The 24,040-nt window shown below is 64.0% G+C and carries 23 protein-coding genes (1 of these 23 only partly in view); 20 read left to right on the top strand and 3 right to left on the bottom strand.

The genetic code is table 11. The features are described 5' to 3' along the window. Positions 1 to 14 precede the first annotated feature (14 nt). Positions 15 to 2,174, bottom strand: coding sequence for a toll/interleukin-1 receptor domain-containing protein (locus LZ016_RS11730; RefSeq protein WP_241447656.1), 2,160 nt, complete (start codon positions 2,172 to 2,174; stop codon positions 15 to 17). Positions 2,175 to 2,283: 109 nt separating this feature from the next. Here LZ016_RS11730 and ispG point away from each other — a divergent pair, with 109 nt between their 5' ends. From ispG to LZ016_RS11715, 3 genes are read left to right on the top strand one after another with little or no spacing between them, the layout of a single operon-like run. Next, positions 2,284 to 3,414: a flavodoxin-dependent (E)-4-hydroxy-3-methylbut-2-enyl-diphosphate synthase gene (ispG, locus tag LZ016_RS11725; protein ID WP_241447655.1), complete on the top strand. Its 1,131-nt coding sequence runs from the start codon at positions 2,284 to 2,286 to the stop codon at positions 3,412 to 3,414. A gap of 14 nt (positions 3,415 to 3,428) precedes the next feature. Then, entirely contained in the window at positions 3,429 to 3,947 is a 519-nt protein-coding gene (locus tag LZ016_RS11720; RefSeq protein WP_241447654.1) for a retropepsin-like aspartic protease family protein, read from the top strand. Between the two features lie 31 nt (positions 3,948 to 3,978). Continuing rightward, on the top strand, positions 3,979 to 4,884 hold the full coding sequence (locus LZ016_RS11715; protein WP_241447653.1) for a DMT family transporter: 906 nt from the start codon (positions 3,979 to 3,981) through the stop codon (positions 4,882 to 4,884). On the opposite strand, the gene LZ016_RS11710 is transcribed toward LZ016_RS11715, so the two are convergent. Beyond that, entirely contained in the window at positions 4,881 to 5,525 is a 645-nt protein-coding gene (locus tag LZ016_RS11710; protein ID WP_241447652.1) for a DUF1345 domain-containing protein, read from the bottom strand. The two genes, LZ016_RS11715 and LZ016_RS11710, sit on opposite strands and share 4 nt — an antisense overlap. Positions 5,526 to 5,575: 50 nt before the next feature. Here LZ016_RS11710 and LZ016_RS11705 point away from each other — a divergent pair, with 50 nt between their 5' ends. Together LZ016_RS11705 and aqpZ are read left to right on the top strand one after the other, a co-directional pair. Next, positions 5,576 to 5,890: a DMT family transporter gene (locus tag LZ016_RS11705; RefSeq protein ID WP_241447651.1), complete on the top strand. Its 315-nt coding sequence runs from the start codon at positions 5,576 to 5,578 to the stop codon at positions 5,888 to 5,890. Between the two features lie 80 nt (positions 5,891 to 5,970). Beyond that, positions 5,971 to 6,705, top strand: coding sequence for an aquaporin Z (gene aqpZ, locus LZ016_RS11700; protein WP_241447650.1), 735 nt, complete (start codon positions 5,971 to 5,973; stop codon positions 6,703 to 6,705). A 4-nt stretch (positions 6,706 to 6,709) separates the two neighbouring features. Here the strand turns inward: aqpZ and LZ016_RS11695 are convergent, their stop codons facing one another. Then, entirely contained in the window at positions 6,710 to 8,635 is a 1,926-nt protein-coding gene (locus tag LZ016_RS11695; protein ID WP_241447649.1) for a M61 family metallopeptidase, read from the bottom strand. A 116-nt stretch (positions 8,636 to 8,751) separates the two neighbouring features. Between LZ016_RS11695 and hisS the strand changes: the two genes are divergently transcribed. The 15 genes from hisS to LZ016_RS11620 form a co-directional block, all read left to right on the top strand. Continuing rightward, on the top strand, positions 8,752 to 9,990 hold the full coding sequence (hisS, locus tag LZ016_RS11690; protein ID WP_241447648.1) for a histidine--tRNA ligase: 1,239 nt from the start codon (positions 8,752 to 8,754) through the stop codon (positions 9,988 to 9,990). After that, on the top strand, positions 9,987 to 11,072 hold the full coding sequence (gene prfA, locus LZ016_RS11685) for a peptide chain release factor 1 (protein ID WP_241447647.1): 1,086 nt from the start codon (positions 9,987 to 9,989) through the stop codon (positions 11,070 to 11,072). The genes hisS and prfA overlap by 4 nt, the downstream gene beginning before the upstream one ends. Before the next feature lie 42 nt (positions 11,073 to 11,114). Next, positions 11,115 to 11,933: a peptide chain release factor N(5)-glutamine methyltransferase gene (gene prmC / locus LZ016_RS11680; RefSeq protein ID WP_436286374.1), complete on the top strand. Its 819-nt coding sequence runs from the start codon at positions 11,115 to 11,117 to the stop codon at positions 11,931 to 11,933. Positions 11,934 to 12,163: 230 nt separating this feature from the next. After that, positions 12,164 to 12,817 (top strand): DUF4167 domain-containing protein, encoded by a 654-nt coding sequence (locus LZ016_RS11675; RefSeq protein WP_241447645.1) that lies wholly within the window; start codon positions 12,164 to 12,166, stop codon positions 12,815 to 12,817. Then, a complete protein-coding gene (locus tag LZ016_RS11670) occupies positions 12,814 to 13,845 on the top strand; it encodes an ATP-binding protein (RefSeq protein ID WP_241447644.1) in 1,032 nt (343 codons plus the stop codon). The genes LZ016_RS11675 and LZ016_RS11670 overlap by 4 nt, the downstream gene beginning before the upstream one ends. A 70-nt stretch (positions 13,846 to 13,915) precedes the next feature. Beyond that, positions 13,916 to 14,560 (top strand): DUF47 domain-containing protein, encoded by a 645-nt coding sequence (locus LZ016_RS11665; protein ID WP_241447643.1) that lies wholly within the window; start codon positions 13,916 to 13,918, stop codon positions 14,558 to 14,560. A 10-nt stretch (positions 14,561 to 14,570) separates the two neighbouring features. Further along, positions 14,571 to 15,584, top strand: a complete 1,014-nt coding sequence (locus tag LZ016_RS11660) for an inorganic phosphate transporter (protein ID WP_241447642.1) — start codon at positions 14,571 to 14,573, stop codon at positions 15,582 to 15,584. A gap of 108 nt (positions 15,585 to 15,692) precedes the next feature. Continuing rightward, positions 15,693 to 16,745: a substrate-binding domain-containing protein gene (locus LZ016_RS11655; RefSeq protein ID WP_241447641.1), complete on the top strand. Its 1,053-nt coding sequence runs from the start codon at positions 15,693 to 15,695 to the stop codon at positions 16,743 to 16,745. 13 nt (positions 16,746 to 16,758) lie between these two features. Continuing rightward, positions 16,759 to 18,141, top strand: coding sequence for a phosphate ABC transporter permease subunit PstC (gene pstC, locus LZ016_RS11650; protein WP_366512919.1), 1,383 nt, complete (start codon positions 16,759 to 16,761; stop codon positions 18,139 to 18,141). Next, the gene (gene pstA / locus LZ016_RS11645; RefSeq protein ID WP_241447640.1) at positions 18,134 to 19,042 is read left to right on the top strand and encodes a phosphate ABC transporter permease PstA; all 909 of its coding nucleotides are present in this window, start codon (positions 18,134 to 18,136) and stop codon (positions 19,040 to 19,042) included. Before pstC ends, pstA begins: the two co-directional genes overlap by 8 nt. A gap of 260 nt (positions 19,043 to 19,302) precedes the next feature. Next, positions 19,303 to 20,049 (top strand): phosphate ABC transporter ATP-binding protein PstB, encoded by a 747-nt coding sequence (gene pstB / locus LZ016_RS11640; protein WP_241448360.1) that lies wholly within the window; start codon positions 19,303 to 19,305, stop codon positions 20,047 to 20,049. 14 nt (positions 20,050 to 20,063) lie between these two features. Beyond that, positions 20,064 to 20,765 carry a phosphate signaling complex protein PhoU gene (phoU, locus tag LZ016_RS11635; RefSeq protein ID WP_241447639.1) on the top strand — a complete coding sequence of 234 codons (702 nt, stop codon included), beginning with the start codon at positions 20,064 to 20,066 and terminating at the stop codon, positions 20,763 to 20,765. Then, entirely contained in the window at positions 20,762 to 21,454 is a 693-nt protein-coding gene (gene phoB / locus LZ016_RS11630) for a phosphate regulon transcriptional regulator PhoB (RefSeq protein ID WP_241447638.1), read from the top strand. Before phoU ends, phoB begins: the two co-directional genes overlap by 4 nt. Before the next feature lie 123 nt (positions 21,455 to 21,577). Continuing rightward, positions 21,578 to 22,615 carry a substrate-binding domain-containing protein gene (locus tag LZ016_RS11625; protein ID WP_241447637.1) on the top strand — a complete coding sequence of 346 codons (1,038 nt, stop codon included), beginning with the start codon at positions 21,578 to 21,580 and terminating at the stop codon, positions 22,613 to 22,615. Positions 22,616 to 22,714: 99 nt separating this feature from the next. Continuing rightward, on the top strand, positions 22,715 to 24,040 hold the 5' portion of the coding sequence (locus LZ016_RS11620; RefSeq protein WP_241447636.1) for an OprO/OprP family phosphate-selective porin. Its footprint extends 216 nt past the window's final position; 1,326 of the gene's 1,542 nt are visible here — the first part of the coding sequence; its start codon is at positions 22,715 to 22,717; the stop codon falls past the right edge of the window.

Here is a 24,040-nt window from a genome sequence, read left to right as displayed (position 1 = left end):
CTCCTTGGTCCCCCTCACCCGATTCTGAATTCTGGTTCGCGATAGCCCATCGCTGAAAGCTTGCCGGCGAGCTGAGCGCTTTCCGCCGAACGGCCCAGCCGCTTCAGGATCAGCGCGTGCTCGCTCATTTCCATGGGCCGCTCGGCAGCCGTCCGCGGCACTGCCGCAAGCGCCTGTGTCCATAGCTGCGTGGCCGCAGCCCTATTGCCCAGCGCGCGCTGGGCATCGCCGGCGATCCGGCTGGCCTTCGCGATGGCGTAACCGTCGTCGACCGGATCGGTGCTCCTTGTCGATCTGGCGATTTCCAGCGCCTGGTTGGCGTTCGCGAGTGCGCCCGTGGCCGAGCCGGACGCTAAATCCAAATTGGCTTTCGCGATCAGGCAGCTGCGGCGAAGGATTCGCCAATCCGACACCTTGGGGTCGCGCGCGATGAGCGATTTCGCCACCGCGCAACCCGTGTCGATTTCAGATGCCGCTTCGGCGCGCTTGGCCGATGCGAGAAGGTATTGCGCGAGCACGAACCGGGCCTGCGCCGAATATTCCAGCCATTTGCTGTTGTTGCCCTCTACCGCGAGCAGCTGATCCGCATGCGCTGCGGCTTCGCGCGCCTGTGCGGTCGCTACATCCAGGCGTCCCCGGTACGCGTAAAGACCGGCAAGTGCTCGGTGGGCGGTGATGAGCTTCTCGCCGTAATAGACGTCGCCACGGCTCCGTTTCAGCAATCGTTCGAGCAAGGCGACGTGCCGCTCGCGCTCCGGAGTTGCCACGTCGAGCTGCCCGCCCGCGAAATGCGCATCCGCGGACCAGGCGAGAGTCTCGACGAGCGACTTCTGATATTCCTCGTTCTGCGGATCGGCCGTGGCGAAGGCGTCCATGGAGCGAAGCGCTTGCTCGAACTGTGCGGCTGCCTCCGGGAAGCGCCGCTGCGTGTACATCGTGGTGCCCAAGTTCACCGTCGCGTTCTGCGCCTCCATCCGATACTTCATGCTGTCTGGCGCGAGAGCGACCATCTTGTCGGCCAGCGACTTGTATTCTTGCAGAGCCGCTAGAGCGCCTTTCGCATCGCCGCGCCGAAGTGCGATGTCGGCGGTATAGAAGACGTTCTGGGCGTGTTCGTAGTAGCGCTCCGGGTCTTGCGGATTGCGACGGATCGCCTCCGCCGTGCCGGCTAGAGCCTCTTGGTAGAGCCGCATCGACGCGTCGAGATTGCCGCGTGAATTGGCAACCGCGCCCATCAGCGCCAAAGCCTGTGAGCGCTGCTTGAGGGCGGAATCGCTGAGGTCCGCCTTGTCCTGCTTCTTGTAATAGTCGAGCACCCGAGCACCGACGCCATCGAGCGCGTCGAGGCGCCCGATTGGCTGGAGCTTCTGCTGCAGGTCGCCGAGCATGAAGCTGATCAGGCCTTCCGCCTCTCGGCGCTGGTCGCGGGCGGCATCGCGGGCCTCGATGGCGGTTATCGCAAGGCCGCTGGTCACGATCATCCCGGCAAGCGAGGCTGCGGCGAGCAGTGCGAGCCTCCGCTGCCGGCGCACGGCGTCGCGGCGCACGAGATCGTCCAGGCCGACGTCCAGCATTCCGGCGACGAGCTTCAGGAAACCGAGCCGCCGATTGTCTGCCGACCCGCGCAGGTCGGCAGCCAGAGGCTCGGCGCGTTTGTCGGTGATGCGGCCCCGCCGATCGTATTTGAAGCGTAGGGCTCGCGGCAGGCACTCCTCGGCCTCGTGTTCCGGGTCATCGCTTGCGAACGGCTCGCCGGCGACGATTGCGGCAAGCATGAACCCCTCGGGGTGGGCCAGCTTGAACGCCTCAATCTCCGCGTTCGTCCACCGCGATTTCGCAGATTCCGGGGAGCAGAGGACGATCAGGAAGCGCGATGTGGAGATTGCCTCGTGGATTTCCGTGCCGAGATCGTCGGAAGCGGGCAACTCTTCGAGGTCGCGAAAGACGGGGGTCAGCCGGCGCGGGATCGATCCGTGCTTGGTTATCCTGCCGACGAGCTGCATCGGCACCTTGAAGCCTTCCAGCTCTTCCTGGAGCCAGTCGGCGACCGGCGCGTCGCGGTGACTGTAGCTGATGAAGGCGAAGTAATGCTGGGAACCGCCGGCGAAGGGAGTCGCGGCGGCACGGTCCTTTTCGGGACGAGTCCACTCAGACCTTCGGGCGAGAAGGTTCATCGGCGCCCCCGTGAATCCGTTAACGCGTTTACCATCATCGATTATTCAACGCGAATCGTCGCGAGCGCCTCGCTTGGCCCTGACGGCGGGCGCCCTTATATGTCGGCGCATGTCCGCAATTCGCCCCTGGCGTACGATCGAACGGCGCAAGTCGCGCCAGATCATGGTTGGCTCCGTCCCGGTGGGCGGTGATGCCCCCGTGACCGTACAGACGATGACCAACACGCCGACCGCCGATGCATGCGCGACGATCAACCAGATCCGGCGCTGCGAAGAGGCTGGCGTGGACATCATCCGCGTGTCCTGCCCCGACCAGGACAGCACCGCTGCGCTGAGGGAAATTGTTCGCGCGGCGAACGTGCCAATCGTCGCGGACATCCACTTTCACTACAAGCGCGCCCTCGAAGCCGCTGATGCGGGTGCGGCCTGTCTGCGCATCAATCCCGGGAACATCGGCTCCGAAGAGCGCGTGAAGGAGGTCATCGCAGCCGCTCGGGCCAACGGCTGCGCGATCCGGATTGGCGTGAACGCGGGCAGCCTGGAGAAGGACTTGCTCGAAAAATATGGGGAGCCCTGCCCCGAGGCGCTGGTCGAGAGCGCTCTCGATCACATCCGGATCCTCGAGGATCACGATTTCCATGAGTACAAGGTCGCCGTCAAAGCCTCCGACGTCTTCCTCGCTGTCGCGGCCTATCAGGCGCTGGCCGAGGCCGTAGACTGCCCGCTGCACCTGGGCATCACCGAGGCGGGTGGCCTCATCGGTGGGACAGTGAAATCTTCCATCGGCATCGGTTCGCTGCTCTGGGCAGGAATCGGGGACACCATCCGCGTCTCGCTCTCCGCGGAGCCGGAGGAAGAGGTGCGCGTCGGCTACGAGATCCTGAAGGCGCTCGGCATCCGCAACCGCGGCGTGCGCGTCGTCTCCTGCCCGAGTTGCGCAAGGCAGGGCTTCGACGTCATCCGCACGGTGCAGGCGCTCGAAGAGCGGCTGCAGCATATTCGTACCCCTATGTCGCTGTCTGTGCTGGGCTGCGTCGTGAACGGTCCGGGCGAGGCACGCGAGACCGACATCGGCATTACGGGCGGTGGCCAGGGCAAGCACATGGTCTATTTGTCGGGTGTCACCGACCATCACGTGCAGGATGCCGACATGGTCGAGCACATCGTGAAGCTGGTCGAGGCCAAGGCCGCCGAGATCGAAGCATCCCTGACGGCTCCGACCCTCAACGCCGCGGAGTAGCGCCTCTTAATCAATTGCTGACCAGTTCGGGTTACTCCCAGCGCATGTACAAGGCGTTGTTCTTCGTCATCGCCGCCGGCGTCGGGATCGGCCTTGCGATTCCATCCGGAAAGCGCGCTCCTGCCCCGTCCGCTCCTGCTCCTGCGAAGCAGGCATTCAGCTCCGAAGCGCCGCACGACACAGTGCTAGAACGCGAGAGCAACGGGCATTTCTACGTCCATGCGAAAGTGAACGGCGAGCTGGTGCGCTTTGTCGTCGACACCGGCGCGACCAAGGTCGCGCTGACCACCGAAGACGCGCGCCGTGTGGGCATCCAGTTCGATCCCGGCGAGTTCCAATATGTCGGCGAAGGAGCATCGGGTCCCGTACGCGGGAAGCTCATCACGATCCGGCAGGTCGATGTCGACGGCAAGACCGTGGACGATGTCGGCGGGGTCATCCTCGAAGGGTCCCAATTGTCGCTTCTGGGCCAGTCGTATCTGTCGCGCATGGGCGAAGTGCAGATGGTCGGCGATACGATGGTGCTGAAGTAGCAATCGGCCATTGCCGCGCTAAAGCGGCAGTGTGAACCGCGTCGTCCAACATCCGATCCAGGCCTTTGCGGCAGCGCTGGCTGCGGTGGGCATCCTGTCGATCATGGATGCCGTGATGAAGGCGCTGGTCCTCGCGATCGGCATCTATGCGGTCAGCCTCTGGCGCGCGGTCGTGACCCTGATCATGTCGGGCGCTCTCTACTTGCCGAGACGCCTTCCGCGGCCGAGCCGATCGGTCATGAAGATCCACGTCGCACGAGGCGTCATCGTGACCATCATGGCCGGGCTCTTCTTTTGGGGCATCGGACGGGTCCCGCTGGCGCAGGCGATCGCCCTGACATTTATCGCGCCGCTGATCGCCCTGATGCTCGCCGCCGCATTTCTGCACGAGCGGATCGGAAGCCGTTCGATCCTCGGTTCGCTGGCAGCGTTCGGAGGAGTGATCGTCATCGTGCTGGGCCAGGCCCGAGCGGAGCTTGGGCCCGAAGTGCTGCTTGGCAGCCTGGCGATCATCGGCTCCGCGCTCTGCTACGCCTGCAATATTGTGATGATGCGGCACCAGGCGCTCGCCGCGAAGCCACTGGAAATCACCTTCTTCCAGTCGTTGACGATCACCATCCTGTGGCTGTCGCTGATCCCGTTCGCCGGGATGCCGCTATGGCCCGCCGGCAAGTGGTGGATCTGGATCTGGGTGGCGGCCGCAATGTCGACGACCGGAGGCCTGCTGTTTGCCTGGGCATACGCACGGGCGGAAGCGAGCTACCTCGCGGTGACCGAATATAGCGCCTTCCTGTGGGCGGCCGCGCTCGGCTGGATCGTCTTTAGCGAACGCGTGTCGCTCTACACTGTGGCGGGCGCAGTGCTGATCGTCGGGGGGTGCATCGTCGCGGCCCGGGGTAAGTCGAAGCAGCCGGGCGAAGTGGAAGTGGCAACTTAGCCCGATCCGATCACGTTGATCGTGAACGCCAGCACTCCGATGTTGAAGACGAACGCGCCGAATGAGTGCAGCGTGACGAACCGCCGAATTTCGGAATCGCTGATCGTCACGTCCGACGTCTGGAACGTCATTCCAATCGTGAAGGCGAAATAGACGAAGTCCCAATAGACCGGATCCGGAGTGCCAGGGAAATCGAGGCCGGTGCACTTTGGCGTCTTTCCGCCGCGATACGCCAAGTGCGTGTAGTGGAAAGCGTAGACGAGATTGCTGAACAGCCATGCCAGGAAGAGGGTGGAGACCACGAGCGACTTGGTCAGCGGCTCGGGCCTCTGCTCCATCGTCTCCGCGGCAATCGCGGCCAGGAGCACGATCATCACAATGCCGGTCAGGAGAAGCAGTCCGGGCCGGTTCGCGTCGTTTTGGCGCGCGTGCTCGCTTACGAGATCCGGATCTCGCGATCGGATCAGCGGAGCGCACACCAGCAGGAAAACGACCGCCGCGACATCGAAGCCTGCCATGAGACCGAGCGCATTGTTGTGAAGGCGTCCGACGGCGAGAGGCGTCGCTGCGCCGAGGATCAGGAGGAATAGCAGGAAGCGCCACGGAGCGACGATGTTGCCGATAGTGCGCCGCTCAGCCATTGCGCACAGAGTTACTGCTCGAATGGCGCTCGTCCAGTGAAAGGATGTCCATGGCCTGGTTCTGGCTGATCGTCGGCGGTTTGTTCGAAGTGGGGTTCACGACCTCGCTCCGTTTCGTCGACGGGTTCCGCAATCTTCCCTGGACCCTCGCATTTCTTGTCTCGGTTGCCATCAGCATGGGGCTGCTGGAGCTCGCCTCACGCAACATCCCGATGGGCACGGCCTATGCCGTCTGGGGCGGCATCGGCGCGGTCGGCACCGTGATCGTCGGGATCCTGTGGTTCCAGGAGCCCTCGAGCACGATCCGAGTGCTCCTGATCTTCGCCGTCGTCGCCGCCATCGCTGCCCTGAAGCTTACCGCCTGACGGTTTCCGTCCGGGTTTCCTCGGATAGCGAGTCAAAAGTTGCTGCCGCAATCAATCACGTTCCTTGAGTGGAGGCAGTGATGGGCAAGAAGGCGCTCGCGGAGTTCATCGGAACATTCTGGCTGGTCCTTGGAGGTTGCGGCAGCGCGGTCCTGAGTGCCGCCTTCCCGGACGTCGGCATCGGTCTTCTAGGGGTGGCTCTGGCGTTCGGACTGACCGTCCTCACCATGGCTTATTCCATCGGGCACGTATCGGGCTGCCACCTTAATCCCGCCGTGACGGTCGGGCTTTGGGCGGGCGGGCGCTTCCCTGCGCGGGAAATTCCGACCTACATCGCTGCGCAGGTCGTCGGGGCGATCGTCGCTGCTTACGTCCTCTATTTCATCGCGAGCGGACAGCCGGGATATGCGCTAACGCCCAACGGGCTCGCGGTGAACGGCGTCGGAGATCTCTCGCCAGGCGGCTATTCGATGGGCGCGGGCGTTGTGACGGAGATCGTCATGACTGCCATGTTCCTGATGATCATCATGGGCTCGACACATAGCCGTGCACCGGCCGGCTTCGCTCCGATCGCCATCGGCCTCGGTCTCACGCTCATCCACCTGATCTCGATCCCGGTGACGAACACGTCCGTGAACCCAGCGCGCAGCACCGGTCCTGCGATCGTCGTCGGCGGACTCGCGCTTCAGCAGCTCTGGATCTTCTGGCTCGCGCCGATCGTCGGCGGAGTGCTCGGCGGGATCGTCTACAAGACGCTGTCGCCCGAGGCCGCAGCCGCCGAGCCGGACATCGAGGGCCGCAAGGCGACCGCCTGACCTCTTACTTTCGCGGCGCCAGCAAAGCGTCGAGCGTGCGAGGAGCCTTCCCGATCTTTTCAAGGCGCGGGTAACGGAGACCGCCGTGCCAATCGAGGTCGACGGTCCGGTAGACCTCGCCGCTCTTCAGCAGCAGCTTCACCGGCTGCTTCGAAGTCTTCGCCGCTTTGATCGCTGCCGTGAGTCCGTCGCCATCGAACTTGCGGCCGTTCACGGCGAGAAGCTCCGAGCCGACTGTCATGCCGGCGTTGAAGGCCGCGCTGTCCCACACGACGGAGGCGATCTTGCCGTCGTTGCCGACGACGAAGCCGCCTGAGTAGCTGAGGTCGTTGTTCTTGCCATCCTTCTGCGCGGACTTGATCCAGGCAGTGGGTTCGTCGGCGAAGATCAGCTTGTAGCCGCCCATCGTGAGGCCCTCGAGCGGCGGCTGGGCGGCCACGTCGAGGACGCGCTTCTGCAGGTAGCCGTCCCAGCCGTAGGGCTGGACCGCGTTCAGCGTCCGCACGACATCTTCGAAGGTGTAGGTCAGCTCGCCATAGTCGCGATTGCGCATGCCGAAGAAGGCGCGAGCGAAGTCGTCGATGCTCTTCTTGCCACCCGACTGCTGCCGCAGGATCCGGTCGACGTCGGTCCAGACGAGCAGGCCCTCGCTGTAATAGTCCTCCGCTCGCTGCCAGCTGCGCCAGGCCTGCGGTGCCCGGCTGGAGATGATCGGGTCGTTGGTCGTGTCCACCAGCGGCCGCCAGGACCGGCCGGGCGTCACATAGCCGTAATAGGCCGCCGTCGACGCCAGCGCGCCGAGGGTATCCTCCTTCGACAGCATGCCGGAGCGTGCAGCGAGGACATAGCCCCAGAACTGCGTCTGTCCCTCGTACACCCACAGCAGTGAGTCCTGCATGGGCGTGCGATAGTCGGGCGTCCACAGGTCCGCGCCGCGGCGATACTTGCCGTTCCAGCTGTGCACATATTCGTGCGGCAGCAGGTCGCGGTCGCCGAGCTTGTTCTCCCAGTCCGTGAAATAGCCGCGATTGACGCCGTCTTCCGAGCTGCGGTGATGCTCAAGGCCGATGCCTCCGAGATAATCGGAGATGGTGAGCAGGAAGTTGTAATGGTCGTAATGCTCGGCGCCGAATAGCTTGATCGCCTGTTCGACGAGGCGCTTGTGAGCGGCGATCTGCTCCGGCTTTGCCGCGAGCTCGGCTTCCGTATCGGCGACAACGTCAAGAAAGACGTCGTCGCTCAGCGGAATCTGCCGGTAGTGCGCGCCAGCAATCAACGGGGAGTCGAGCAGGATTTCATAGTTCGTCACCGGATAGTCGATGCGGTTGCCCAACTGGGCGCTCGGCCGAAGCGCGGTTGCGACCTTCCAGCCGGTCGGAACAATGACGCTCGCCTGCACCGGGATCTGCCGGACGTAATAGCCCGCCGGATAGAGCGAGTTTGAAATCCACTGAATGCTGGCGAGGTCCGGCGTCGCTACGATGCGGCCCTGATTGGCCGCAGTCGGCGTGAGGTACTGGAACTCGACGTCGACGACAGTAACGCCAGCCGGAACGTTGACGTGAAAGGCCGCCACATCGATCGTGTCGCGCTTCCATTCGAGCGGCTGGCCGTTCGCGCTGAACTTGAAGCCGGCGACCTTCGCAATGTCGCCGCGGGGCGTGTGACCGCCCGGGATCCATTTTGGATAGAGAAGGACGAGATCGCCTGCGGCCGTGACCGGTACGCGCTCGCGAATGCGGAAGATGCCCCGCGTTACGTCCGTTGCATCGACCGTCAGCTGCAGCGTTCCCGGAAACGGTACGTCGCGCGCCGCCGGGATGGGCGCCGTCTTGTCGGTCGGCGCTGGCGGCTGGCTGTTGAGCGATGGGATTGTCTGAGCGGAGGCGGCAGAGGCAAGGGCGAAGCAAACGAGCGCGACGGCGCGCATACACGAATCTCCTGAACGGCGGCGGGTCGCGGATTGCAACGCGACCGGCGCCATGTCCAGAAGGAGAGTTCCGCCGCTTCCTTCCCTTTGCGTGCGGATTTTGCCATGCGCCCCGCATGATGACGCCGCAGCCCGTTCGCGGGACCCAGAGCCTGATCGGAGAAGAGGTCGACCGCTTCCACGCGGTGATCGCCGCCTTCAATCGCGTGCGACGCCTGTTCGGCTTCAAGCGCGTCGAAGTCCCGGTGATCGAGCATACCGAGGTCTTCGCCCGCTCGATCGGCGAAACGACCGATGTCGTCTCGAAGGAGATGTACACGTTCGAAGATCGCGGCGGAGAATCAATCACGCTGCGCCCCGAGTTCACGGCGGGCATCTGCCGCGCCTATCTCAGCGAAGGATGGCAGCAGCTCGCTCCGCTCAAGCTCGCCACCTACGGTCCGGCCTTCCGCTACGAGCGGCCGCAGAAAGGACGGTTCCGGCAGTTCCACCAGCTCGACGCCGAAGTGATCGGTTCGGCCGATGCGATTGCCGATGTTGAACTGCTGTCGCTCGGCGACCAGCTCTTGAAGGAGCTCGGGATCGCCGAGGGTGTGACGCTTCAGCTCAACACGCTGGGGGATGCGGAGACGCGCGACGCCTGGCGCAATGCTCTGGTCGAGCACTTCCAGGCGCATCGCGAATCGCTGTCGGAGGACAGTCTCGTTCGCCTGGAGAAGAATCCGCTTCGCATCCTGGATACCAAGAACCCGCAGGAGCGGCCGATCGCGGACGCCGCCCCCGCGATCGACGAATTCCTGACGCCCGAGGCGTCGGAGTTCTTTGCTCAGGTGACCGAGGGCCTCGATGCGGCCGGCGTCAAGTGGACCCGCAACCCGAGGCTGGTGCGCGGCCTCGACTATTACCGGCACACTGCGTTCGAGTTCGTGACGGACCGGCTCGGCGCCCAAGGCACGGTGCTTGCGGGCGGCCGCTATGACGGTCTGATCGAGGCGCTCGGTGGCCCGCACACGCCCGCAGTCGGTTGGGCGGCCGGCATCGAGCGCCTCGGAATGATGATCGACAAGCCGGAGCCGGAGCGGCCGTTCGCCGTGCTCGTCCCGGTCGGCGAGGCGGCTGAGAAGCGGGCCATTTCGATCCTGGCTGAACTGCGCTCGATTGGCGTGTCGACGGACATGGCCTTCCGCGGGAACATGAAGAAGCGCATGAGCAAGGCGAGCGAAGCCGGCGCAAAATATGCAGTGATCTTCGGCGATGAGGAACTCGCCAAGGACATGGTGCAGGTGAAAGAGCTTGAGACCGGAGTGCAGCGCGCAGTCATGATCGACACGGTTTTTGGATTGCTGCGCAAGTGACGCAGATCTCGTCGGAACGAATCGCCTCAATCGAGGCGAAGAAGCAGGAACTCGCCGACGCGATGGCGGCCGGCAATCTCGCGCCGGACGATTTCGTGCGCCTGTCCAAGGAATATGCGCAGATCGAGCCCGTGGCCGCTGCAGCGCGCGAAGTGCGACGCCTGCGCGCCGAGCTGGAAGTGCTGAACGGCATGGTCGCCGACCCCACGGCCGAAGCCGAGCTGAAGGAAATGGCGGCGCTTGAGGCAGAGGAAATCCGCCACAAGCTGCCGGACGCCGAGCGCGCTCTGGCGGTTCAGCTGCTTCCTCGCGACGCCGCCGACGAGCGCGCGGCGATGCTAGAGGTTCGCGCCGGGACCGGAGGTGACGAGGCGGCTCTTTTCGCGGGCGACCTGCTCCGCATGTACCAGCGCTTTTCAGAACTGCAGGGCTGGCGTTTCGAGCTGATCTCGGCGTCGGCCTCTGACGTGGGCGGCTACAAGGAAGCGATCGCCTCGATCAGCGGCGCGGGCGTGTTCGCAAAGCTCAAGTTCGAAAGCGGCGTCCACCGCGTGCAGCGCGTTCCGGCCACGGAAAGTGGCGGGCGCATCCACACTTCAGCGGCGACCGTCGCGGTGCTTCCGGAGGCGGAGGACGTCGATGTCCAGATCGACGACAAGGATCTCAGGATCGACGTTTATCGCTCATCCGGGCCGGGCGGCCAGTCGGTGAACACGACGGACAGCGCCGTCCGTATCACCCACCTACCCACCGGCCTGGTCGTCATCCAGCAGGACGAAAAGTCGCAGCACAAGAATAAGGCCAAGGCTCTCAAGGTGCTTCGTACACGCCTGTTCGAGATGGAGCGGGAGCGGCTGGCAAACGAGCGCGCGGGCGCTCGCAAGTCAATGGTGGGCTCGGGCGACCGGTCGGAGCGCATCCGCACGTACAACTACCCGCAGGGGCGGGTGACGGATCACCGAATCAACCTGACGCTGCACAAGCTACCGGAAATCCTAGAGGGGGAGGCACTCGGAGGCCTTCTTGACGCCCTCGTGGCCGAGGATGAGGCCGAACGGCTCGCCGGGCTCGAAGATGCCTAGTTCTTCCCCTCCCGATCGCGGGAGGGGCGGGCCGTGACCACGATCCCGCGAGCCCTTTCGCGCGCGACGAACGAGATCGGCCGCGTCAGCGACACGCCCCGCCTCGATGCCGAGCTGTTGATGGCCGAGGCGCTGCATATCGATCGTGACAAGCTGATCCTATCGCCCCCGGCTGGTGACGCCCCGGAGCGGTTCTTCGGCATGGTAGAGCGGCGAACGGCGGGCGAACCGGTCGCCTACATCACGGGCCGCCGCGCCTTCTGGAACATCGAGCTTCATGTGGGGCCCGGAGTGCTGATCCCGCGCCCGGACAGCGAAGTTCTGATCGCCTCGGCCATCGAGCATTTCGAGGGAACCGACGGGCCCAGGCGTGTCCTCGACCTCGGGACGGGACCAGGGACGCTGCTGCTTGCCGCGCTCGACCTTTGGCCCGAGGCAACCGGCATCGGCGTGGACGTTTCGCGGCGTGCCCTGTCCTATGCAGCGTCCAATGCCCGCCGTCTCGGACTGGAAGAGCGGGCGAAGCTCAAGGTCGGCAATTGGGCGGAGGGGATTAGGGAGCGGTTCGACCTGCTCCTCTGCAATCCGCCCTATGTGGCGGAAGATGCGGATCTCGGGCCCGGCGTGCGCGAATTTGAGCCCGACGAGGCGCTTTTCGCGGGGAAGGAGGGGCTCGACGCCTATCGCGAGCTGGCTCCCGAACTGCCTCGGCTGCTCAATGAAGGCGGCCTCGCAGCCGTCGAGATCGGGTACGATCAGGCCGAGGCAGTGACCGCCCTCCTAGCCCGTGACGGCCTCCTTGCGGAGACGGCACAGGACCTCGCCGGACGCGACCGAGCGCTACTTTTAACCTGGATGTAATAGAAAACCGCTTGGAATTCCGGCCCGGGCTCATTACATCTGGTGTCAGGACCGGGCTCGCTCCCTTGAGAGAAGCTGAGCAGAACCCGCTCCACCCCCGACGCAATCGGCCGTTCTAAGGTGTCTTTCGAGGCACAGTCCGGAACGAAAGGGTCAGGCCGCCGCGTGGCTACGCGTAGGCCGGCCGCTTGAGGGCGAAAGGGAAAGCTTCTGGTTAAGGAAGTAGTGATTTGATCAACAATCGACAGGGCGGCCGCAGACGCGGGCGTGGGGGACAGCGGGGACAGAACGTCGGCGGACAGCCCGGCGGGAACCGCCAGGATAACCGGCAGCGGGGCAACGCTGCGCAGCTGCTCGAAAAGTACAAGAGCATGGCGCGTGACGCGCAGCTCGCGGGCGACCGTGTCCAGAGCGAGTATTACCTCCAGTTCGCGGACCACTATTTCCGCGTTCTCAGCGAAAATCGCGCCCGTTTCGATGATCAGCGCCGCCAGCGCGACGACGATATGGACGACGATGACGGTGACGAGGATGTCCTCGAGGCCGTCGGCGAGGGAGCCGCCGCCGAATCCGGCGAAGGCGAGCAGCGCTACGAGCGTTCCGAACGTCGTGAGCGCCGTCCACGCAACGACCGGGGAGATCGCGGCGATCGCGAGAACCGCTATTCCCGTTCCGATCGCAATCGCGACGAGGACGAGGACCGCAACGGCGTGCAGCGCACGAATGGCGCCGACGAGCGCATTGCCATGGACGTCCTTCCTCCGGCGATCGGCCGCGAGGAGAGTTCAGACGACGCAGTTGCCGAGGAAACTCCTCGACCCCGGCGCCGTGCGCGCAGGCCGCGGACTGACGAAGGCGAAAGCGAGATCGCTCCGGCTGCGTGATATTCACGCTTAACAGGGACAAGAGCCGAAGGCTCATCGAAGGTCTCACGGAGGCCGCGATCATCGTTCGCGGCGCGACCGTAGCGATGAGTAATGCCGCAGCGCGCAACCTGCTCGGCGTCGCGATCGAAGGCGTCGACGTCCGTCAGGTGCTCCCGCATCCGGCGGTGATCGAGCGCCTCGTACGCGGCGGAGTTGCGGGCCCGGAAGAAGTCGAAGCCGCGGGCTTCGGCGGGTCGCGCCGCCAGTGGCTTGTCCGCATCGCCCCATTGGGTGACGGCGCCCTTATGGTTCGTCTCATCGACCGCAGCGAAGCCCGCGCAGCCGAGCAAATGCGCGTCGATTTCGTCGCGAACGCCAGCCACGAGCTGCGCACCCCCCTTTCCACCCTCATCGGCTATGCCGAGACGCTGCGCGAGCGTTCGGGGGAGATCGACGGCGACACGCGCGACCGGTTCCTGTCGATCGTCCATGAGGAAGCGCAGCGGATGCAGCGCGTCGTCGAGGACTTGATCTCCTTGTCGCGTATCGAAGCGGAGAAGTTCACAACGCCAACCGACGCGGTCGACCTCGAACAGCTGATCGACATCTCTGTCGAAAGCGCCCGGCGCATGGGGGAGGAGCGTGGATCTCAGCTGGTCAGAGAGATCGAAGCGGATTTGCCGCCGATTGCCGCCGACAGCGTGCAGATCCTCCAGGTCATCGACAATCTGATCACCAACGCGCTCCGCTATGGCGAACCGGGCACGCCCGTAACGATTTCCGCCACGCTGGAAGATGCGATGGTCCATATGACGGTCGCGGATCGCGGCGAGGGAATCGCCTCCGAGCATCTCCATCGCCTGACCGAGCGATTCTATCGCGTAGACACGAGCCGCAGCCGCTCACTCGGCGGGACCGGCCTGGGCCTTTCCATCGTGAAGCATATCGTCGAACGGCACCGGGGCCGCTTCACCATCGAGAGTCAGGTCGGGAAAGGCACGACCGTGCACGTCCTGCTTCCGGTCGCGGCCGGCTCATTGTCATGAGATTGTCATAGAGAAGCCGACCGGCTAACCGTCCCACCACGCAAGCGCTGCGGTTCTCAGGGGTATTTTCATGTTTGCTTGGTTTCAGCGGCTGTTGCCCCAGAAGGGCGACTTCTTCGGCATGTTCGAAGCGCACGCAGCCATGCTCGTCGCCGCGGCCGAAGCGCTGAAGCAACTCGCCGACGATGGCGGATCGACCGAAAAGTGCCTCAAGACGATCCAGGATCGCGAGCATGTCGCCGACGACGTCATCCGCGACGTGCTCACATCGGTGCGCAAGACCTTCCTGACGCCCTTCGACCGTGGCGCCATCACTGCGCTGATCGGCGCGATGGACGATGCCATCGACGAGATGCTTGCCGCCGCCCGTGCGATCGACCTGTATGAGGTGCAGCAGCTCCGGCCGGAGATGAAGGACATAGTGACGATCATCTCTGAGGCTGCGCGCGTCACCAACGAAGCCATCCCCCTTCTTCGCAACGTCAGCAAGAACGGCGCCGAGCTTCACAAGCTGACCGAGCGGCTGGTTCGCCTCGAGGGCCGCGCGGACGACATTCATGCCGCGGGCCTGAAGCGCTCGTTTCGCGAGATCGCCAAGCAGGACTCGCTGCAGTTCGCGGTGACGCGCGAAATCCTGAGGCACCTTGAAAGGGTGACGGACGCATTCGAGGATGTGGCCAACCAGATCGATGGCATCGTGATCGACCACGCATAGGCGGATCGGGATGCACGAAATCGCCTTTCCGCTGCTGGTCGGCCTGATCGTGATCGCTTTTGCGTTCGATTTCCTGAACGGTTTGCACGACGCGGCGAACGCGATCGCGACCGTGGTGGCGACGCGGTTGTTGAAGCCGGTCACGGCGGTCGCTTTCGCCGCCTTTTTCAACTTTGCGGCCTACTTTCTCGCTCTTGCGATCCCCGAGCTTCACAAGGTCGCAGACACGATCGGGAAGGGGCTGATCGACAAGGATCTGGTCACCCCCGCGGTCGTGTTCGGGGCGCTCGTCGGCGCAATGTTCTGGAACGTCGTGACCTGGCTGAAAGGCATCCCGTCCTCGTCGAGCCACGCGTTGGTCGGCGGCATCATCGGCGCCGGCGTTGCCCACGCAGGCCTTACGGGGGTGCAATGGTCCGGCCTCAGCAAGACGCTGATCGCCATCGTGCTTTCACCGACGCTGGGAATGATGCTGTCGATGCTGATCATGCTCGTCACCAGCTGGATGGGCGTGAGGGCGACTGCCGCGGGAGCAGAGCGAAGCTTCCGGGCGCTCCATTTGGTTTCCTCGGCGACCTATTCGATCGGACACGGGCTGAACGACGCGCAGAAGACGATGGGTATCATCGCGGTGCTTCTCTACTCGACCGGGCACCTGCACGGCGACTTCCACGTGCCGCACTGGGTTGCGCTCGGCTGCTACATCGCGATGGGGCTCGGCACTCTATCAGGCGGCTGGCGGATCATCGAGACGATGGGCACGCGAATCACCAAGCTTTCGCAGCACCAAGGCTTCAGTGCCTCGACGGGCGGCACGGTCATGCTGTTCGCCGCATCGTTGCTCGGCATTCCCGTTTCGACCACGCACACGATAACCGGCTGCATCATCGGTGCAGGCGCGGCGCGACGCGCATCGGCGGTTCGCTGGCAGGTCGCGCAAAACGTTATGATCGCCTGGCTTATCACGATTCCCGCTTCGGCAGCCGTCGCTGCACTCTTCTATTGCCTCACGACGCTCTTCTAAGCGCCCGGGCGAGGCCGTTGTCACAAAAGTGCAATGAGTCTGTCACGAACCGGTCGCTGAACTCCCGCTAGGGCCGACTTCGAAATCAGCCCCAAACGGGAGTTGCCTGTGAAGAAGATCGCAATTGCGCTGCCGCTCGTGGTGGCGCTCGCCGCATGCGGAAGCAACGGCGGTAATGCCGGAGAAGGCGGAGCCGGCGCGAAGCAGCAGATCAAGGTGGTCGGCTCGTCGACCGTCTATCCGTTCACCACTGCGGTCGCCGAGCAGTTCCAGAAGGACAATCCCAACGTCAGCGTCGTGGTCGAATCGACCGGCACGGGCGCGGGCATGAAGCTGTTCTGCGGCGGTGTCGGCGCGAACTTCCCCGACATCGAGGACGCTTCGCGGGCGATCAAGAAGTCCGAATATGACAGCTGCGTCGCCAATGGCGCCAAGACGATCATCGAAGTGCCGATCGGCATCGATGGCCTGACGATCATTGAGGGCAAGGACAGCCAGCTCGCCAATCTGACGCAGGCGGACATCTACAAGGCGCTCGCCGCCAATCCCTTCGGCAAGGGCCCGAACACGGCCCAGACCTGGAAGGACGTGAATCCGGCGCTCCCGGCGATCAAGATCCGTGTCCTCGGCCCGCCGCCGACGTCGGGCACGCGCGACAGCCTCGCCGATCTCTACCTTGAGAAGGGCTGCAACAGCGATCCGGCGATGGAAGCGCTGAAGAAGTCCGACGACAAGAAGCACAAGGACATCTGCACGAAGGTCCGCGAGGACGGCGCCTATGTCGAAGCCGGCGAGAACGACAACCTGCTCGTGCAGAAGGTTAGCTCTGAGCCGGGCACGCTGGGTGTCCTCGGATTCAGCTATCTCGAAGAGAATGCCGACAAGGTGAAGCCGGTCCAGATCGCGGGCGTTTCGCCGACCGAAGCGACGATCGCCGATCTGTCCTATCCCGGCGCGCGCAAGCTCTACATCTACATCAAGGGCGAGCATCTCCCCGCTAAGCCGGCGATCAAGGACTTCGTTGCTGCTTACTCGAAGCAGTGGGGAACGGGCGGTCCGCTCGAAAAGCGCGGCCTGGTGCCGTTCGCAGGCGCGGACGCCGAAGCCGCCGCCAAGCAGGCGACGGAGCTGAAGCCGCTCGATCCGGCGACCCTAAAGTAAGGAGGCGGATGCCGTGACCCTCGGTCTGGCATTCCTGGTGGTCCTGCTGGTCGCTGCGGCGGCCGGCGGGATCGCTTACGTGCGCGCCTTGCGGCTCCGTCAGGACGGGCGCCTTCATTCGCTGCCGATCTATCACGGCGTCTACACAGTTCTTTGGGTGCTAGCGCCTGCACTGATCGTGCTCGCGGTCTGGACGCCGATGCGGACGCGGCTCGTCAATCAGGCGGTGCTGTCCAGCCCTGAAGGCAAGGCGCTCCCGGATTTCGAGATGCAGCGCACGGCCATCCTCGATGAGGCGCGCCAGATCGCGCACAAGGAAATCGTCGCGGGCTTCAATCCCGAATCGACGACGATCGCGCCGCGCATTGCCGAAGCCGAATCCCGCTATGGCGGCATTGGCGGAATCGCCGCCATCCTGATCGCGCTTGGAAGTGCGGGCATTCTCTTCATGCGCAAGCGCGACCGCCAATTCCGCGCACGAACAGCGGTCGAGAAGTGGATGAGCGCCATCCTGCTGCTCGCGTCCCTGATCGCAATCTTCACGACGCTGGGCATCGTCTTATCGCTGCTGTTCGAATCCCTGCGCTTCTTCAAGCTGGTCCCGCTGACCGACTTCCTGTTCGGACTGTCGTGGAGCCCGCAGATGGCGATCCGCGCCGACCAGGCGGGTTCGTCGGGAGCCTTCGGTTCGATCCCGTTGTTCTGGGGCACCATCTTCATCGGCGCCATCATCGCGATGATCGTCGCCATCCCGCTCGGCCTGATGAGCGCGATCTACCTCACGCAATATGCCGCCCCGCGCGTGCGTTCCGTGGTCAAGCCGCTGCTCGAGATCCTCGCGGGCGTCCCGACCGTCGTTTACGGCTACTTCGCCGCCCTGACGCTGGCTCCCGCCATCCGCGATCTCGGCGTTGCCCTCGGCGTCGAATCGGCGAGCAGTGAAAGCGCCCTGGCGGCAGGTCTTGTTATGGGCGTGATGATCATTCCGTTCGTCAGCTCGATGGCCGACGATTCGATCGCCGCCGTTCCTGGCGCTATGCGCGACGGCAGCCTGGCGCTCGGCGCGACGCGGTCTGAGACCATCCGCAAAGTCTTGTTGCCGGCCGCTCTGCCCGGCGTCGTCGGCGGCATTCTACTCGCCGTCAGCCGCGCGATCGGCGAAACGATGATCGTCGTCATGGCCGCCGGCCTTGCCGCGAACTTCACGGCGAACCCATTCGCCAGCGTCACCACCGTGACGGTGCAGATCGTCCAGCTTCTGACCGGCGACCAGGAATTCGACAGCGCCAAGACCCTCGCCGCCTTCGCGCTGGGGCTGGTGCTATTCCTGATTACGCTGGCGCTCAACCTGGTCGCCCTGACAGTGGTCCGCAGATACCGAGAGGCTTATGAATAGCGCTGCCGCTGATTTCGCCGCGACGCGCTGGACTGACCAGGCGATGCAGGCACGCCTGCGCAGCCGCTACCGGTCGGAGCGCTTGTTCAAACTGCTCGGCTTCGCCTCCGTCGCCTTGTCGCTGGCCTTCCTCGTCTTCCTCCTCGGGACGATGATCACGAAGGGCATCGGCGGGCTCAACCTTGAATTCCTTCGCGCGTCTGACTCGACCGACCCCGCGACGGCGGGCGTTTGGGGGGCCCTGAAGGGCAGCTTCCTCACCATTCTTGTGACGATGGCACTCGCCTTTCCGGTCGGCGTCCTATCGGCGATCTATCTCGAGGAGTTCGCTCCGCGGAATCGCTTCACCGATATCATCGAAGTGTCGATCAACAATCTCGCGGCCGTTCCCTCGATCATCTTCGGCCTTCTCGGCCTTGCGGTGTTCCTCAATGTGATGGACCTGCCGAGATCGGCTCCGCTGGTCGGCGGCCTGACACTGGCGTTGATGACCATGCCGGTCATCGTCATCGCCGGCCGTAACGCAATCACCTCCGTTCCGCCGTCGATCCGAGAGGCAGCGCTGGGCGTCGGAGCGTCGAAGATGCAGGTCGTGTTCCACCACGTTCTGCCGCTGGCGCTCCCGGGAATCCTCACGGGGACCATCATCGGCATGGCCCGCGCCCTGGGTGAAACGGCGCCGCTGCTGATGATCGGCATGCGCGCGTTCATCGCCGTTCCGCCTTCGGGCATCACCGATCCGGCGACCGTGCTGCCGGTTCAAATCTTCCTTTGGTCCGACGAAGTCGATCGCGCTTTCATTGAGAAGACGAGCGCAGCGATCATCGTGCTGCTTGTGTTCATGCTGATGATGAACGCACTCGCCATCTATCTCCGCAATCGCTTCGAGCAACGCTGGTAGGCACCATGCTCATGAAAGAAAAACAGCCCATTACCCCCACCACACCGGTGCCCACGCCATCGGCGGCAGCCGCTGCGGACGCGTATCGCGAGGGGCCGTCGACGACGGAAAAGCCGCTCGACGGCGAACCGTCGATCCTCGACGATCCGGTCGGGAGCGGTCCGCCGCTGGAAGCGCGTCGGTCGGGCAGCGGTCTCAACGTATCCCTCGGCAAGGATGCCACGGAGGAGACCGAGGTCGGGCCGAGCCGCGAGCCCAAGATGATCGCTCGTGACGTCAGCGTGTATTACGGTGAGAAGCAGGCGCTGAAAGGCGTCTCCATCGACGTTCACGAAGACCGGGTAACGGCATTCATCGGGCCGTCGGGCTGCGGCAAATCGACCTTCTTGCGCTGTCTCAACCGGATGAACGACACCATCCCATCAGCGCGCGTCGAAGGGCTCATCGAGCTCGACGGCAACGACATTACTTCGTCGTCGATGGACGTGGTTCAGCTGCGTGCTCGGGTCGGCATGGTGTTCCAGAAGCCGAACCCGTTCCCGAAGTCGATCTACGAGAACGTGGCCTATGGGCCGCGCATCCACGGGCTCACATCATCGCGCGCGCAGCTCGACGAAACCGTTGAGAAGTCGTTGAAGCGCGCGGGCCTGTGGGACGAGGTCAAGGATCGACTCAACGAAAGCGGCACGGCATTGTCGGGCGGTCAGCAGCAGCGCCTTTGCATCGCTCGCGCCATCGCGGTGGATCCGGAAGTGATCCTGATGGACGAGCCTTGCTCGGCGCTCGATCCAATCGCGACTGCGCGCATCGAGGAGCTGATCCACGAACTGCGCGGCCGCTACGCGATCGTCATCGTCACGCACAACATGCAGCAGGCCGCACGCGTTTCGCAGCGTACCGCCTTCTTTCACCTCGGCGAGCTCGTCGAATACGGGAAGACGAGCGAGATGTTCACGAACCCTCGTGAGCAGCGCACCCAGGATTACATTACGGGCCGCTACGGCTGATCGGAGCAGGAAAGATGCAGCAGCAGACCGGCCATACGCTCAAGGCCTTCGACGAGGACATGGAGCGCCTGCGCGCGCTCATCAGCGAGATGGGCGACCTCGCACAAGAGGCCATTAGGGAAGCCATGCGCTGCCTGGCGGAGCGTGACATCGAAGGGGCGCTCCGCGTCGTCACGCGCGACAAGGAAATCGACGCGCTCGAGGTCGAAACCGATCGCCGCGTGGTCCAGCTCATCGCACTGCGTGCGCCGATGGCGGGCGATCTGCGCGACGCGGTCGCAGCGCTCAAGATCTCCGGCGTCGTCGAGCGTATCGGCGACTATGCGAAGAACATCGCCAAGCGCGTGCCGCTGCTCAGCTCGGGCAGCGAAGTCGAGTCCGTGTCGCTGCTCCCCGAGATGGCGCGCATCGCGACCGAGATGGTCACGGACGTCCTTCGCGCTTTCGTCGATCGCGACGCCGAAGCCGCGGTTCGCGTGTGCGAGCGCGACGCCGCCGTGGACGATTTCTACGAGTCCATTTTCCGGGCACTGCTGACGCACATGATGGAGAACCCGCACAACATCGGACAGTCGGCTCACCTGCTGTTCGTGGCCAAGAACCTGGAGCGCGTAGGCGATCACGCGACGAACATCGCGGAGATGGTCTATTACGCTGCGACCGGCGATTATATGGCTGAGCCGGCGTCCAGGGATCGACGGAAAAAGGCGGTATGACGCGAAAGACGCTCCTCCTCGTCGAAGACGATCGGGCACTGGCGGAGCTGCTGATCTGGCATTTCGAGCGCGAGGACTATGAAGTCCGCCGCACCGGCGACGGCGAAGAAGCTCTGCTGCTGGCCAGCGAAGAGGTTCCGGACGTCATTATTCTCGACTGGATGATCGAAGGCATCCTCGGCCTCGAAGTCTGCCGACGCCTTCGCCGGCGGTCCGAAACCGCCAACATCCCGATCATCATGCTCACTGCACGCGGCGAAGAGAGCGATCGCATCCGCGGCCTGGAAACGGGCGCGGACGATTATGTGACAAAGCCGTTCAGTCCGCGCGAGCTCGTGGCGCGCGTCGGCGCAGTCCTCCGCCGCATCCGCCCAGCGCTGGCCGCCGAGCAACTGGCTTATGACGACGTCGAGATGGACGTCGGAGCGCATCGCGTGCGGCGCAGCGGAAAACCGATTTCGCTTGGGCCGACGGAGTTTCGCCTCCTCAGGCATTTTCTGGAAAACCCGGGCCGCGTCTTCTCGCGGGAGCGGCTGCTCGATGCGGTTTGGTCGCACGATCCCGACATCGATCTTCGCACGGTCGACGTGCACGTCCGCCGGCTTCGCAAAGCGCTCAACGACGGGGGCCGCAAGGACATCATCCGGACCGTCCGTTCGGCCGGCTATTCGCTCGACGCAGAACTCTGAGAGTCACCCGCGATCATCGTCACGTGACTGTAACAAACCGGTCACTTTAGAGTCGTTCCCCGCTCCTAGAGAGGGCTCGTCAGGGGTTCAAAGCCCCGGCTGATTCTCAGGGGAATACCTTCCATGTCTTCCAAGCTTTTGGCTCTGGCCGGAGTCGCACTCGCCGCAACCGCAGTTTCGACCCAGGCAGAGGCCCGCACCCAGATGCGCGCAGTCGGTTCGTCGACCGTCTATCCTTTCGCCAAGATCGTTGCGGAGCGAGTCGCTCGCGCCAATCCGCGTCTTGGCACTCCGATCATCGAATCCACCGGCACTGGCGCCGGCATGAAGCTGTTCTGCGCCGGCGTCGGCGAGCGCTTCCCGGACATCGAGAACGCGTCACGCCGCATGAAGGCCTCGGAAGCCAAGCTCTGTGCCGCCAACGGCGTGACCAAGGTCACGGAAATCCAGGTTGGCATTGACGGCATCTCGCTCGCGACCTCGAAGAAGACGCCGCTCAACGGCCTGACGACGCGCGACATCTACCTCGCGCTCGCGAAGACGCCGTTCGGCAAGCCCAACAAGGCGAAGACCTGGAAGGATGTGAACGGCAAGCTGCCTGCCGTCCCGATCCGCGTCTACGGTCCGCCGCCGACGTCCGGAACGCGCGACGCACTCGGTGAGCTGATCATGACCGCCGGCTGCGACACGAACTCCGGTATGGCGGCCGTGAAGAAAGCCGACGAGAACAAGTACAAGGCGATCTGCACCGGCATGCGCGAGGACGGCGCCTTCATCGAAGCCGGTGAGAACGACAATCTGATTGTTCAGAAGCTGGAAGCGAATCCCGGTACCGTAGGCATCTTCGGCTACTCGTATCTCGAAGAGAATACGAACCTTCTGAGGGGCCTGTCGATCAACGGCGTGTCACCGAGCTACGACACGATCAGTTCGTTCAAGTATCCGGGCGCTCGTCCGCTTTACGTTTACGTGAAGAATGCGCACGTTGGAGCGATCCCCGCGGTCCGCGCCTTCGTGGCGGAGTTCACGAAGGAGAGCGCTTTCGGGCCCAATGGCTATCTTCGCCAGGCGGGCATGATTGCAGCCCCTAATGGCGTGCGTGCCCAGAGCCAGCAGGCTTCGCGCAGCCTGGCTCCGCTCAACTTCGCAAGCCTGAAATAATCACGTCGACAAACCGGAAAGAATGCGTTCGTTTCATCGCCAGCTCCGCGGGGCTGGCGCGGAGGCTCCCGAGAAGGGAGCGGGGAAAGGTTGAAAGTAATGACTCGTAAGTTCGCCATCGCAGCGCTCCTTGCTGGCAGCGCCGTAATCATTTCTGCGCCTGCTCATGCCGCTGCGCAGGACCCAGCGCCTACCGCCCAGCCGGACCAGTCCGACGCCACTGCCGATGCGACCATCCAGGGCGCGACGCAGGTCGATGACCTTCAGGCGAAGATCGAGCTGCTTCAGGCCCAGGTAGAGGCACTTCAGGATGCGCTCGAGAACGTGAAGGCTCAGCAAGCTAAGGTCGTTCCGTCGTGGAAGGGGGCGCCGGAGTATGCCGACAAGGATGCGGGCTTCAGCTTCAAGCCGAAGGGCGCAGCGCAGTTCGACGCCGGATATGTCAGTTTCCCGAATGGCGACGAGCTGAACGGAACTGTCGGCGGTCTCAACTACAACAACCTCGGCTGGAACAGCCGTGCCCGGCGCCTGCTGCTGGGTGCGGACGGAACGCTTCCGGGCGGCTTCCGCTACAGCGCGGAGTTCAACTTCGCTCAGGGCACCGTCGACTATGAAGACATCTTCATCGCCTACGACTTCAAGAAGGTGCCGCTGACGATCCAGATCGGCAACATCTATCCCTTCTCGAGCCTCGAGACGATGACCAGCTCCAAGTTCACGTCATTCATGGAGCGCGCTTCGTTCACGGATGCGTTCAGCATGAACCGTCGCCTGGGTGTCGGCCTGACCTTCTCCGACAAGAAGACGGACAGCTACATCATCCAGGGCGGCATCTTTAACCGCGAGATCAACGAGGGCACGAACTTCAGCCGCACTGGTTATGAGTTCGCGTTGCGCGGCGCTTACACCCCGATGCTGGGCAGCACCCGTCTCCATGTCGGCGGCAGCTTTCACTATCGCGTGAACAACAGAGATGCTCAGAACGAGCGTCTGCGTGCACGGCCAACGACGCAGGTTACCGACCAGCGCTTCATCGACACGGGCGCGATTGCCGCGAAGAGCGACACGGTTGCGGGTATCGAGCTGGCGGCCATCCACAAGGGCTTCCACTTTGCCGGCGAGTATCAGAAGACCTGGATCAAGGGGCTCGATGCGAACACTACCTTCGGACCGAACGACGGTACCGGCGGCGGCGCCTTCATTGACGGCAATCCGAGCTTCTGGTCGGCCTATGCGGAAGTCGGCTTCTTCTTCACCGGTGAAACTCGCGGGTACAAGGGCGGCCGCTTCGATCGGACCAAGGTGCTGCATCCGTTCAACGAAGGCGGATGGGGAGCTCTGCAAGCCAACGCCCGTATCGATCTCGCCGAACTGCGCGATCGCGTCGGCGATGCGCCGCTGCCGGAGCTTGCTTTCGCGACGCCT

Origin of the sequence: Sphingomonas telluris (assembly GCF_022568775.1) — a bacterium.
Classification (GTDB): domain Bacteria; phylum Pseudomonadota; class Alphaproteobacteria; order Sphingomonadales; family Sphingomonadaceae; genus Sphingomicrobium; species Sphingomicrobium telluris.
The sequence above is the reverse complement of the archived record's forward strand: the minus strand, read 5'-3'. Positions and strand labels throughout refer to the sequence as shown.

Coding starts and splice junctions, on each gene's coding strand:
- LZ016_RS11730 (WP_241447656.1), bottom strand. CDS start 2,174: ATGAACCTTCTCGCCCGAAGGTCTGAGTGGACTCGTCCCGAAAAGGAC.
- ispG (WP_241447655.1), top strand. CDS start 2,284: ATGTCCGCAATTCGCCCCTGGCGTACGATCGAACGGCGCAAGTCGCGC.
- LZ016_RS11710 (WP_241447652.1), bottom strand. CDS start 5,525: ATGGCTGAGCGGCGCACTATCGGCAACATCGTCGCTCCGTGGCGCTTC.
- LZ016_RS11705 (WP_241447651.1), top strand. CDS start 5,576: ATGGCCTGGTTCTGGCTGATCGTCGGCGGTTTGTTCGAAGTGGGGTTC.
- aqpZ (WP_241447650.1), top strand. CDS start 5,971: ATGGGCAAGAAGGCGCTCGCGGAGTTCATCGGAACATTCTGGCTGGTC.
- LZ016_RS11695 (WP_241447649.1), bottom strand. CDS start 8,635: ATGCGCGCCGTCGCGCTCGTTTGCTTCGCCCTTGCCTCTGCCGCCTCC.
- hisS (WP_241447648.1), top strand. CDS start 8,752: ATGATGACGCCGCAGCCCGTTCGCGGGACCCAGAGCCTGATCGGAGAA.
- LZ016_RS11665 (WP_241447643.1), top strand. CDS start 13,916: ATGTTTGCTTGGTTTCAGCGGCTGTTGCCCCAGAAGGGCGACTTCTTC.
- LZ016_RS11660 (WP_241447642.1), top strand. CDS start 14,571: ATGCACGAAATCGCCTTTCCGCTGCTGGTCGGCCTGATCGTGATCGCT.
- pstA (WP_241447640.1), top strand. CDS start 18,134: ATGAATAGCGCTGCCGCTGATTTCGCCGCGACGCGCTGGACTGACCAG.
- pstB (WP_241448360.1), top strand. CDS start 19,303: ATGATCGCTCGTGACGTCAGCGTGTATTACGGTGAGAAGCAGGCGCTG.
- phoU (WP_241447639.1), top strand. CDS start 20,064: ATGCAGCAGCAGACCGGCCATACGCTCAAGGCCTTCGACGAGGACATG.
- phoB (WP_241447638.1), top strand. CDS start 20,762: ATGACGCGAAAGACGCTCCTCCTCGTCGAAGACGATCGGGCACTGGCG.
- LZ016_RS11625 (WP_241447637.1), top strand. CDS start 21,578: ATGTCTTCCAAGCTTTTGGCTCTGGCCGGAGTCGCACTCGCCGCAACC.